A 12,149-nucleotide genomic window follows, 5' to 3' on the forward strand; every position below is an offset into this window, starting at 1 on the left:
AGCTCTTGCTCTGGATAAAATAATAAATATTCGCAAGACTGTATTGAATTGCATACGGATGCTAAATCTATTTGCGATAAGATTTCTATAAGTGATTGAATTTATTCAATAAATTTTTTTGGCACAGGGATTGCTTCAACTAATCACGTTAATCAACGTGATGGAGTGGTGAAATATGATGCAAGTAGCTGGAAAAGCAGGGGCAGTTCTTCGTATTGATCTGAAAGCGATACGCAGTAACTATCGACTGTTGCAAGGCCTGCTGGGTAGTGCTCAATGTGGCGCAGCCGTGAAAGCGGATGCCTATGGCCTGGGGGCTATCCCGGTTGCCAGGGCATTGCTGGAAGAGTCTTGCCGTCATTTTTTTGTTGCCCATCTGGAAGAGGCGATTTCCCTGCGACCACATTTGCCAGTTGAAGCAAATATTTATGTCATGCACGGTTCGCCTGTCGGTTATGAGGCCGAATTCCTTGAATATGGGTGTATCCCGGTCCTGAACAGCGCGCAGCAAGTTCTTGCCTGGCGCGATCTTGCAGTAAAGATGCAGACCAGGCTTCCGGCAATTTTACAGTGTGATACAGGGATGGCGCGGATGGGCCTCTCTCCGGCTGAATTACAGCAATGCCTGGCAAGCAGTGATTTCATGCAAGGCATTGATTTGCTGTACCTGATGAGCCATCTGGCCTCTGCCGAAGATCAGGCGCACCCCATGAACCAGCTTCAGTTGCAGCAGTTTAATGCGGTGAGGGCAGCTTTCCCTGGCGTTAAAGCCAGTCTCGCCAATTCTTCCGCTATTTTCCTCGGTAAAGACTTCCACTTTGATCTGGCCCGCCCGGGCGCTGCCTTATATGGTGTCGCCCCTGTGGCCGGGCAAGCCAATCCTCTGCAGGCAGTTGTGCACTTGCAGGGACGTATTATCCAGACGCGTGAGATCCCTGCGGGTGCGGGTGTTGGTTATGGTGCCAGCTGGCGTAGTCAGCAGGCCAGCCGTATCGCGACCGTCGCCGTTGGTTATGCCGATGGCTGGTTACGCAGCCTGAGCAACCGCGGTGTTGCACAAATCGCCGGGCATACCGTGCCCATGGTGGGCAATGTCTCGATGGATACCATCACCCTGGATGTCACCGGTGTTGCAGAAACGCATTTGCAGCCTGGTGCTTTGGTAGACCTGATTTCAACTGACAACACAGTCGATAAAGTGGCAGCCCGTGCCGGAACCATCGGTTACGAAATCATCACCAGCCTGGGAGGCCGCTATGAGCGCACCTACAGCAATTAAGCGTGAAGCCGGAACAGCGCTGGCATGCAAAAAAAAATCAAACGCACACAGAATAAATCATAAAGTAATAGATAAAGTATTGATAGGAGACACAAAATGAAGGTAGTTATCTTGGGCGCAGGGGTCATAGGAACGGCATCTGCCTATTATCTGGCGAAAGCCGGTCACGAAGTCACCGTGATAGAGCGGCAACCAGCAGCTGGGCTGGAAACCAGTTATGCCAATGCAGGCGAGGTATCACCTGGCTATTCGGCCCCTTGGGCTGGTCCTGGTGTACCACTAAAAGCCGTCAAATGGCTGTTGATGCAGCATAGCCCGCTGGCGATACGCCCGAGTTTTGACCCTGCCATGTGGCGCTGGGTCATGCAGATGCTGATGAACTGCACCAGCAAACGCTATGAAATCAATAAAGGCCGCATGTTGCGCATGGCAGAATACAGTCGTGATGTTTTGCAACAATTGCGTAGCGATACCGGTATTGCCTATGATGAGCGCACGCAGGGTACGCTGCAACTGTTCCGCAACCAGCAGCAACTTGATGGTGCCGCCGCAGATATCGCTATTCTGAAACGTTACGACGTCCCTTATGAAACCCTGGATAAGGCCGGTTGCCTGAAGGTAGAACCGGCGCTGGCAAATGTGCAGGAGAAGTTTGTCGGTGCCTTGCGTCTGCCTGGCGATGAAACCGGCGACTGCTTTAAATTTACCCAAAACCTGTCCAGGCTGGCGCAGGAACTGGGCGTGCAGTTCAAATATGGCGTCAGTATCCAGCGTCTGGTGAAGGCGGGTGACAAGATCAGCTCAGTCATTACGTCAGAAGGTGAAATCAAGGCTGACAGCTTTGTGCTGGCCCTGGGCAGCTATTCACCGATCATGTTGCGTGAGCTTGATATCAAAATCCCGGTCTACCCGATCAAGGGCTATTCGATTACCGTGCCTATCACCGATGCGCAAAGAGCACCTGAATCCACCGTCATGGATGAAACCTATAAAGTGGCCATTACCCGCCTGGGTGACCGCATACGTGTCGGTGGTACGGCAGAAATTACCGGTTACAACCTCGATTTGCGCGCTGACCGCCGCGCCACGCTGGAGCATTCTGTGACTGACCTGTTCCCCGGCGGTGGCGATGTCAGCAAGGCTGAATTCTGGACTGGCCTGCGCCCGATGACACCGGATGGCACACCCGTCATCGGGCCGACGCCTTATCGCAACCTGTATCTCAATACCGGCCACGGCACGCTGGGCTGGACCATGGCCTGTGGTTCCGGCCAGTTCATTGCCGATGTGGTGTCCGGCAAGCGACCGGCCATCTCGACCGAGGGCTTGTTCATGGATCGTTATGGCAGTGCAAATCGTCCTATTATCATCTCCAAGGAGTTGGCATGAATCACTTTGAAGAATTACTCTCATCGACCCAGGTTTTTTCTGATGCCAGCCTGAATGCCAGGTTTTATACAGCAATAGAATTACTGGCGCAGATCATGATGGTCATGCCACGTACGGCCAATATCACGACACTGGCGCAAGCTACGGGCAAGACACCGCGTGTCATACGTTCGATCCTGGCTACCCTGAGCAAGGACACGCTGGTCAGTCGTGATGCCAAAGAAAAAGATGCATGGCATTGTCGCGATTGCAATGGCATCATTACGCTCGCTGATGTTTACCGCTGTTTTGTCATGGCAGAAGAAAAAGCCGCTGCCAAAGCGGCTGAAAAACTCGGACAGGTAGAGGATCAGGATGCCGATGTACCGCAGGAAAAACGCAATATGCGTACATCCAGCCAGCAAAGTGTTGATTTGTTGATGATGCAGGTCAAGATGACGCTGAACCGCGCTGTTTTGCAGCAGCTTGAGCAATTCGACCTGGGGCGCTTGCGTGGACTGGCGTCAAATAGTGCATTCCGCCGTCAGCATGCGCGCCCGCGTGGTTATATTCCCGAACCGTATTAATTTTATATAAGACCAGATGCGCATCAACATTCAATTCAAGGACAGGGTCGGTATTGCCCATGAAGTATTGGCAGTGCTGGCACGCCGGGGTCTGAATGTGGTGGCAGTGGAAGTCGATCCACCGAATATTTATATCGATAGCCCGGAACTGCTGGAATTCATGCTGCCGTCCTTGCAGGACGATTGCCAGCAGGTGCGCGGTGTTGGCGAAATCAAGGTGCTCGATGTCTTGCCCGGCATACGCCGGCAACTCAATCTCGATACCATGATGGCCGTCATGGAAGACCCGGTGCTGGCGATTGACGCTGGCGGCCATATCGTGATCGCCAACGCTGCTGCTGCCACCGCCGTTCGCATGAGCGAAACCAGCCTTTGCCAGCGCAGCCTGAATCAGGTCCTTGACGATGCTGGCATACAGGAAGAGCTGATCGCCTGTAGCTTTCGCCTGCCCAGCCGCGAGGTCAACCTCAACGGCGAACCCTACTTCATGGACGTGACACCGGTATCCGAGCCCCAGGGCCTTGATATCAGCCACCATGGGCGTTCGGTCGGAGCCGTGCTGACCTTTCATGCCCCCACCCGTATCGGTGGCCGCCTGCACGCGCTACAGCATTCGGAAGGCAGTGGCTTTCACTTCATCATTGGTGAATCCGAGCAGATACGCTCACTCAAGACACGGGCTGCCCGTGTTGCCGTGGTGGATACGCCATTGTTGATTACTGGCGAAACCGGTACCGGCAAGGAATTGCTGGCGCAGGCCTGCCATGGCGTCAGTGGCCGCAGCAGCGCGCCTTTCCTTGAACTCAATTGTGCTGCCTTGCCCGAAAGCCTGGCCGAAAGCGAATTGTTTGGCTATATGTCCGGTGCGTTTACGGGCGCTCAGCGTGGTGGCAAGCCTGGTTTGTTCGAAATGGCCGATGGCGGCACCGTGTTTCTCGATGAAATCGGTGAAATGTCGATGTATTTGCAGGCAAAGTTATTGCGCTTCTTGAATGACGGCAAGTTCCGCCGCATCGGTAGTGACAAGGAAGTCAAAGTAAATGTACGCATCATCAGTGCAACGCATAGAAATTTGCGCAAGATGGTGCAGGAGGGCAGTTTCCGCGAAGACTTGTTTTACCGCCTGAATGTACTGCATCTGGAAATGCCCGCGCTGCGCGAACGGCCTGATGATATATTGCCACTGGCCAGGCATTTCATAGAACGCGCGTGCACCCAGGCGCAAAAACCGGTTTGCCGTCTTAATTCTGCTGCCTGTGCGGCACTGGTATCGAATCACTGGCCAGGTAATGTCAGGCAATTGCAAAACGTGGTATTTCGCGCGATTACCATGTCGGATCAGCGCATACTGGATGCCACTGACCTCGATTGGGCCGAGGGCAGTATTACTGCCGATGTGGTGAAATCCGATGTCACTGAAAGCTGGGAATTGTCAGTCAATGCTTTTGAACGCAGCTTGCTGGAAAACCTGTACCCACAATACCCGTCCAGCCGTAAACTGGCAACCCGTCTGGCGACATCGCATTCCATGATCGCCACCAAATTGCGTAAATACGGTATTCCGCAAAAACGCTGAAACTGAACTTTTCCTGGCAGATTCAGAAATTACTGTGTTAGCTCGGTATCTGGGTCTTCTGGCAGATTGACTGCCGGTATCGTGTATTTTTCTTCTGCCCAGGCACCCAGGTCTATCTGTTTGCAGCGTTCAGAGCAAAAAGGACGCCAGCGATTGGCTTCTATCCATTCCACCTTGGTTTTGCAAGTGGGGCAATCAACAAAAGTCGCCATGTTCAGAAATTACAGAGTGTCAGGTCAAAGGGGATATCGTTTTCGAAAGCCTTGGGCTTCATGTCGCCATCTTGCGACATATAACGTATCCACAGCATATATTTGTTTGCAGAGATTTCCGGGATGGCACCCAGTTCCTGCGCCACGCTGACGCGCAATAGCTGGTAAATCTTGCCTTGCAGCATTTGCTGGTAACTGCCAGCCTGGGCGATGACCTTGGAAGTGGCACCCGATTCGCGCAGCAGGCGTAATACCACGTTAATGGCGTCAAACAGCGGGGCGATAGGGGCAAACCAGTTGGTAATATCGGTATAGCGTTTTTCAGGGGTATTTTTTTGCCAGGCGTGGTAGCTGGGTAAATCAAATTCACAGGCCCCGCCGGGAATAATAGTGCGGCCACGTATGCTCATCAGCCATTCATTGTCACGTATGTTCTGCCCGGTCTTGCCGGTACTGGTGACCAGGGCACTGCTGGCGCGATCGACGTCTTCAAGGACTTTGTCGAGCATGTCGGCCTGCACATTAGGATTGGATTTGAAACTGATGAGTGTGTGTTTTTGTCTTTCGAGTTCTTGCAAAAGATCAGATTTGAGGTCGGCGCGACCAGCAACTTCCAACATTTCGAAAATGGTGGCTAGGGCAACGTGATGCTGCATGGGGTCAGACTGATGCAGGAAAAATGTAAATTTTTCGTATAAGTCTTCCAGCCGCAATAACGTGCGAATACGCTCGTTAAAAGGGTATTCGTAAACAATCAAAATAGTTTCCCTGTCAAAATTGGTGCTAATCCAAGCTGCTCATGATTCTGAACCATACTGTGTGAAATTACAAACGTCACGTGCAAATTTCTTTTGTTTTTTATTTGCACACCTGCTGCTGCCGATGGTGGTGCTGCCTGCAAACTGTACCGCAATTCAGTTTTTCTTGCCTGCCAATGACAGGTAGTGCCTGTGCAGTGCCGTGACTGCTTCGCGTATCTCTGCGATTGAACCTTCGTTCACAATGACATCATCTGCGGCTGCCAGTCTTTGCTGCCTGCTCACCTGATTTTGCATGATTGCGACAACCTGTTGCCTGCTCAGATCATTGCGTGACATGACCCGCTGTATCTGTACTTCTTCGTCGCAATCGACTACCAGTATACGGCTGACTCGTGTTTTCCAGTTACCGGATTCCACCAGCAGGGGCACCACAAAAATCGGGTAATCGCCACTGGCGATGCTTGCGGCACGCTCTGTCTCCTGACGTATCAGAGGGTGGAGTATGCTTTCCAGGCGGCTTTTTTGTACGGGATCTGAAAACACCAGTTCGCGCATGGCAACCCGGTTCATGGCGCCGTCCATGGTCAGGAAGCTGCTGCCAAATTGTGCCTGTATGGCTGCGATGGCCACGCCCCCGGGGAGGGTTAATTGATGAGCGATCAGATCGGTATCAATTAATGTGGCACCCAGCTCGCCGAAGATATTGGCAATCGTGGTTTTTCCACTGCCTATGCCACCTGTCAGACCAAGTGAAAATGTGGCGGTCATTACACCAGGCTAAGGTAATAATCGCTTAACTGATGCCCCCAGACGAGAGCAATCAGGCCAGCGCCTGCCAGGTAGGGGCCAAACGGAATATGCGTTTCCCAACCCAGCTTGCTCAGGATGATCATGGTGACGCCAATCACAGATCCCACCAGGGAGGACAACAAGATGACCACAGGCAGCATGCTCCAGCCCATCCATGCGCCTAAAGCCGCCAGCAGTTTGAAGTCGCCATAGCCCATGCCGTCTTTGCCTGTGATGAGCTTGAAAGCCCAATAGACAGACCATAGCGCCAGGTAACCGGCGACTGCGCCAATCACCGCATCCTGAAGTGGGGCGAAGGTCGCATTGATGTTAAGTAACAGGCCTATCCATAGCAAGCCCAGTGTCATGTCGTCAGGCAATAACTGGGTATCAATATCGATAAAGGTCATGGCGATCAGCAGCCAGACAAAGACCACCGCTGCCATGCCGGCAATGCCGCTGCCGAAATGCCAGATCATTCCAGCAGACAAGGCGGCCGTGAATAACTCTATCAGGGGATAACGTACCGAGATTTTTGCCTTGCAGGACTTGCACTTGCCTCCGAGCAGCAGATAACTGACGACAGGAATATTTTCCATTGCTGTGATCTTGTGACCGCAATGCGGGCAGGCGGAGCGTGGCACCACCAGGTTGTAGCGGTCGGTATGTGGCAGTGGCAGCCCTTTTTCACTGGCGTAATAATTATCTTCATTACGTTGCATGATCCTGGGCAGGCGATATATCACCACATTCAAGAAGCTGCCAATCAATAACCCCAGTACGCCAAAGACAAGGCTGCTTAGCCACGAACCGGGATTAACAAACAGTATTACTTCTTGCATCAGACCACCGAACCCAGTTTGAAAATTGGCAAATACATCGCAACCACCAGGCCGCCGATGACGACCCCAAGGATAGCCATGATCATTGGCTCCATCAGGCTCGACAGCGAGGCAACGGCTTCATCGACTTCATCTTCATAAAAATCGGCTACTTTGCCCAGCATCGCGTCCAATGCACCGGATTCTTCACCAATCGCCACCATTTGTGTGACCATATTGGGGAAGACGTTCGAATTCTGCATGGCGACTGTCAAACTGATACCAGTACTGACTTCAGTTTGTATCTTGATTGTTGCATCCAGGTACACAGCATTGCCTGCTGCACCACCTACTGAATCGAGTGACTCTACCAGCGGTACACCGGCAGCGAACATGGTAGCGAGCGTGCGTGTCCATCGGGCAATAGTGGCTTTTCGTATAACGTCACCAAATATAGGAATTTGTAGCAGCAGCTTGTCCATGAATTGCTGCATTTTTAAAGAGCGCTGCCATGACTGGAAAAAGAAGTAGACAACACCAAAAATGCCACCAAAAATCAGATACCAGTATTTGACGAAAAAGTCTGAAATCGCCATGACGAATAGTGTTGGCGCGGGCAAGTCGGCACCAAAGCTCTTGAAAACCTCTTTAAACGCAGGTACCACCCAGATCATGATTACTGCGGTAACGATGAAGGCAATCGCCAAAATCGCGATAGGGTAGGTCAGCGCGGATTTGATCTTGGCCTTGATTGCCAGGGTTTTTTCTTTGTAAATTGCCAGTCGATTGAGCAATTCTTCCAGAATACCGGCTTGCTCACCAGCGCCCACCAGATTACAGAACAAGGGATCAAAATACAGTGGAAACTTGCGGAAGGCCTGATTCAGGCTGGTACCGGTTTCGACATCGCCGCGTATGTCCTGCAACAATTTTGAGACGGAAGGGTTGCTATTGCCTTTGGAAACGATGTCAAATGATTGCAACAAAGGCACGCCTGCCTTCATCATGGTTGCCAGTTGGCGCGTAAATAAAGTGATATCTTTTTCGGTAATCTTTTTGCCGGAGCTATAGTTTTTCTTCTTCAGCTTGGTAACCAGCACACCCTGACGACGCAGGGTGGCATTGACGATCGCTTCGCCACTGGCACGCAATTCTCCGCGCACTGTCTTGCCAAATTTGTCTTTACCTTCCCAGGCATACAGGTGTTCTTTGACCTGATTTGATTTGAGATTTTTTGCCGCATTGGTAGCCATATCACTGCTCTCTTATTATTCGTTGGTACATCCGAGTACTTCTTCCAGACTGGTCAGTCCTTGTCTTACTTTCATGAGTCCGGATTGTCGTAAATTTCTGATGCCCTCACGCTGTGCCTGCTCTTCAATTTCCATGGCACTGCCACTAGCCAGAATAATGCGTTCTATCGCCTCCGAGATCGGCATTAATTGATAGATGCCCACACGCCCCTTGTAACCGCCGCCACTGCAACGATCACAACCAACCGGGCCATAAGGTTTCCAGGTGCCGTCCAGGTCTTCATCCTTGAAGCCGGCTTGCAACAACACCTCATCAAGAACATCAACAGGTTTTTTACACGTACAGAGGCGGCGCGCCAGCCTTTGTGCAGTGATCAGGATGACGGATGAAGCGATATTGAACGGCGCCACGCCCATGTTCATGAGACGCGTCAGGGTAGCTGGCGCATCATTGGTATGCAGGGTGGAAAACACCATATGGCCCGTCTGCGCCGCTTTGATGGCAATGTCGGCAGTTTCCAGATCGCGAATCTCACCCACCATGATGACGTCAGGATCTTGCCGCAGGAAAGATTTCAGCGCTGCTGCAAAAGTCAGTCCAGCCTTGTCATTCACGTTGACCTGATTGACGCCCGGCAAGTTGATCTCAGCCGGATCCTCAGCGGTAGAGATATTAATGCCCGGCTTATTGATGACATTTAGGCACGTATACAAGGAAACTGTTTTACCAGAACCAGTAGGGCCGGTGACCAGCACCATGCCGTACGGCCTTTGAATGGCTTCCATCAGTATGGCTTTATGATCGGGGTCATAACCCAGCGCATCAATACCCATTTGCGCCTGAGAGCCATCCAGAATACGCATAACAATCTTTTCGCCAAACAGTGTAGGCAGTGTGCTCACACGAAAGTCGATGGATTTACTCGCAGAAAGCTGCAATTTCATGCGGCCATCTTGCGGAATACGTTTTTCCGAGATATCCAGCTTGGAGATAACCTTGATACGCGAAGCCAGTTTTTCCTTGATGGCCAGCGGTGGCTGGGCAATTTCCCTTAACTCGCCATCGACGCGGAAGCGGATGCGATAGAATTTTTCAAATGGTTCAAAATGTAAATCTGATGCGCCAAGATTGATGGCATCAATCAACATTTTTTGCAGGAATTTTACAACTGGCGCATCATCAATCTCAATGGCTTGTGCTTCAGCACTGGCAGCACCGAGATCTTCTTCCTTGAAATCTATCTCAAAATCATCGCCAGCGATATCAGCCAGGCTTTGTTCAGAAGTCTTGCCCAATTTTTCGAGCAGTTTGACCAGTGCATCATGTTGCACGATGATCAGATCTACACCCAGGCCGGTCTGGAACTTGACCTGGTCGAGCGCAGAATTATTGGTGGGGTCAGATACTACGAGTGACACCTTATTGCCCTTTTTAGCGATCGCGATCATGCGCTGTGTCTGCATGAGTTTTTGATCAACCAGTTTTTCCGGGATCAGCGATTCATTGATCAGCGACAAATCAAGCAAGGGATAACCAAAGGCATCTGAGCAAAAAGTTGCCAGATCACGTGCACTGAGAATGCCACTTTGCAGCAATCCATCAATAAAATGTGTCTTGTCTGCCTGGGCTTTTTTACTGACGACATCGACCTGTGCCGCAGACAATAAATTTGCCTGAGTCAGCGCTCTGGCTAGGCCAGAGGTTGGCATCTGGGATGCCGAATTTGGTTGGACTGCGGACATAGGGTCTTTTAAGTAAAATTTGCCAATACAATCAGTTGCTTCAGGATAATGCAACTAAGCCTGCTATTTGTAAAGGCGTTCCATGAAAAGCCCTGTTGGAACTTACAAAATATTACCAAAATTGTTACTTTCGTATCACCACCTGCACGCTGGTGGTGTCGCCATCAGCGATGTCCGCTTTCTGCTAATTGTGCGGCTTAATGATTTCTGCCAACAGCAAACGCACACAAATTGATCAAGGCCTGCTTGAAAGGTGTTTCTGCCAATGTATGGATGGCCGCTGCCGCCCGTTCGGAAGCCTTGACAGCCTCGCTCTGTGTGTAGGCCAATGCGCCTGAATTGGTGATCGCTGCCAGAATGGCATCAAACTTCGATTCATCGCCATTTTCTATGCAGGCGCGTACCAGTTCCTGTTCCGCAGCAGAGCCGTTTTTCATCAGGTAAATCAGTGGCAGTGTTGGTTTGCCTTCACGTAAATCATCGCCGACATTTTTGCCGATGTCATCTGCATTGCCGGAATAATCGAGCACGTCATCAATTAACTGGAAAGCCGTACCCAAAGAACGGCCATATTCCCCCGCGGCTTCAATCTCATCACTATTGGCACAGGCAATCAGCGCACCGATCTGCGCGGCGGCTTCAAAAAGTTTGGCGGTTTTTGAGCGTATCACTTGCAGATAACGTTCTTCGGTTACATCCGGGTCATGCATGTTTAGCAATTGCAAGACTTCACCTTCTGCAATCACATTGGTGGCATCGGCCAAAATTTGCATGATTTGCATGCTATTGATGGAGACCATCATCTGAAATGCACGTGAATACAGAAAATCACCGACCAGCACGGAAGCGGCGTTACCAAACAGCGCATTCGCGGTTTTGCGCCCACGTCGCAAGGACGATTCGTCCACCACGTCATCATGCAACAGTGTTGCCGTATGAATAAATTCGACGATGGCAGCCAGTTCGTGATGATGACTACCTTTGTAGTGATAGGCATTTGCCATCAATAAGACCAGCACCGGGCGGATTCTCTTGCCGCCCGCGCTGATGATGTATTCGGCAATCTGATTGACCAAGGCAACATCGGAATGCAGCTTGTTGCGTATTACCTGATTCACCTCGGACATATCAGAGGAAATAAGGTCGGTAATGGCGTTTGGGTTGTTTGTGGCAGACAAGGGAGAACCTGCTTAAGAATCCTGGATGGCCGTGATTATACGATGCCATGCCAGTATTTTGCTTGGACTGCATCATTGCATTTTCAGTTTTGCCAGTCGTGGAGGGTGTTTGCGCGCCAGTGCTGCTGAAAAAATATGCAAATAGTCTTTGACGATGGGGCGGGATTTATGTACAATTTGGGGTTTTCCCGATTTCCCGGATGGGTTTTCGTCTGGTGGGAGAAAATCCCTAATATTTATTTGATGAGGTTTCACATGTACGCGGTCATAAAAACCGGAGGCAAACAATACAAAGTTGTCGCTGGTGAAAAACTTAAAGTAGAACAGATACCTGCAGACATTGGCTCCGAAATCACCATTGATCAAGTGCTCGCTTTGGGCGCTGGAGAAACCATTAAATTCGGTGCTCCATTGGTCGCAGGTGCTACGGTGCTGGCTAAGGTTATAGATCACGGTCGTCACGACAAAGTGCGCATTTTCAAAATGCGTCGTCGTAAGCATTACCAGAAACGTCAAGGCCATCGCCAAAACTATACTGAACTGCAAATCGTATCTATTAACGGCTAAGCCGTAAATTAACAA

At 50.8% G+C, this 12,149-nt stretch carries 13 protein-coding genes; 6 read left to right on the forward strand and 7 right to left on the reverse strand.

Going from position 1 to position 12,149, the window contains the following annotated elements:
* Positions 1-175: 175 nt before the first annotated feature.
* The 5 genes from alr to ACO0LH_RS09695 are packed head-to-tail and all read left to right on the forward strand — an operon-like array spanning position 176 to position 4,810.
* A complete protein-coding gene (gene alr / locus ACO0LH_RS09675; RefSeq protein ID WP_422940865.1) occupies positions 176-1,279 on the forward strand; it encodes an alanine racemase in 1,104 nt (367 codons plus the stop codon).
* Positions 1,257-1,379 carry a hypothetical protein gene (locus ACO0LH_RS09680; RefSeq protein ID WP_422940866.1) on the forward strand — a complete coding sequence of 41 codons (123 nt, stop codon included), beginning with the start codon at positions 1,257-1,259 and terminating at the stop codon, positions 1,377-1,379. The genes alr and ACO0LH_RS09680 overlap by 23 nt, the downstream gene beginning before the upstream one ends.
* A complete protein-coding gene (locus ACO0LH_RS09685) occupies positions 1,376-2,668 on the forward strand; it encodes a D-amino acid dehydrogenase (protein WP_422940867.1) in 1,293 nt (430 codons plus the stop codon). Before ACO0LH_RS09680 ends, ACO0LH_RS09685 begins: the two co-directional genes overlap by 4 nt.
* Positions 2,665-3,234 (forward strand): hypothetical protein, encoded by a 570-nt coding sequence (locus ACO0LH_RS09690; protein ID WP_422940868.1) that lies wholly within the window; start codon positions 2,665-2,667, stop codon positions 3,232-3,234. The genes ACO0LH_RS09685 and ACO0LH_RS09690 overlap by 4 nt, the downstream gene beginning before the upstream one ends.
* Before the next feature lie 16 nt (positions 3,235-3,250).
* Positions 3,251-4,810: a sigma-54-dependent transcriptional regulator gene (locus tag ACO0LH_RS09695; RefSeq protein ID WP_422940869.1), complete on the forward strand. Its 1,560-nt coding sequence runs from the start codon at positions 3,251-3,253 to the stop codon at positions 4,808-4,810.
* Positions 4,811-4,839: 29 nt separating this feature from the next.
* Here ACO0LH_RS09695 and ACO0LH_RS09700 read toward each other — a convergent pair whose 3' ends face one another.
* From ACO0LH_RS09700 to ispB, 7 genes are all read right to left on the reverse strand, one after another.
* On the reverse strand, positions 4,840-5,022 hold the full coding sequence (locus ACO0LH_RS09700) for a DNA gyrase inhibitor YacG (protein WP_422940870.1): 183 nt from the start codon (positions 5,020-5,022) through the stop codon (positions 4,840-4,842).
* A gap of 2 nt (positions 5,023-5,024) precedes the next feature.
* Complete coding sequence (zapD, locus tag ACO0LH_RS09705; protein WP_422940871.1) at positions 5,025-5,780, reverse strand: cell division protein ZapD; 756 nt, start codon at positions 5,778-5,780, stop codon at positions 5,025-5,027.
* A 156-nt stretch (positions 5,781-5,936) separates the two neighbouring features.
* Positions 5,937-6,551: a dephospho-CoA kinase gene (coaE, locus tag ACO0LH_RS09710; protein WP_422940872.1), complete on the reverse strand. Its 615-nt coding sequence runs from the start codon at positions 6,549-6,551 to the stop codon at positions 5,937-5,939.
* Positions 6,551-7,414, reverse strand: a complete 864-nt coding sequence (locus tag ACO0LH_RS09715) for a prepilin peptidase (RefSeq protein ID WP_422940873.1) — start codon at positions 7,412-7,414, stop codon at positions 6,551-6,553. Before ACO0LH_RS09715 ends, coaE begins: the two co-directional genes overlap by 1 nt.
* On the reverse strand, positions 7,414-8,646 hold the full coding sequence (locus tag ACO0LH_RS09720) for a type II secretion system F family protein (RefSeq protein WP_422940874.1): 1,233 nt from the start codon (positions 8,644-8,646) through the stop codon (positions 7,414-7,416). Before ACO0LH_RS09720 ends, ACO0LH_RS09715 begins: the two co-directional genes overlap by 1 nt.
* Before the next feature lie 15 nt (positions 8,647-8,661).
* Positions 8,662-10,389, reverse strand: a complete 1,728-nt coding sequence (pilB, locus tag ACO0LH_RS09725) for a type IV-A pilus assembly ATPase PilB (RefSeq protein ID WP_422940875.1) — start codon at positions 10,387-10,389, stop codon at positions 8,662-8,664.
* 197 nt (positions 10,390-10,586) lie between these two features.
* Positions 10,587-11,567, reverse strand: coding sequence for an octaprenyl diphosphate synthase (gene ispB / locus ACO0LH_RS09730; protein ID WP_422940876.1), 981 nt, complete (start codon positions 11,565-11,567; stop codon positions 10,587-10,589).
* Between the two features lie 255 nt (positions 11,568-11,822).
* On the opposite strand from ispB, the gene rplU reads away from it, so the two are divergent.
* Entirely contained in the window at positions 11,823-12,134 is a 312-nt protein-coding gene (gene rplU / locus ACO0LH_RS09735) for a 50S ribosomal protein L21 (RefSeq protein ID WP_110255243.1), read from the forward strand.
* Positions 12,135-12,149 lie beyond the last annotated feature (15 nt).

It is taken from the genome of Undibacterium sp. TJN19, from assembly GCF_049339485.1.
In the GTDB taxonomy this organism is placed as follows: Bacteria; Pseudomonadota; Gammaproteobacteria; order Burkholderiales; family Burkholderiaceae_D; genus Undibacterium.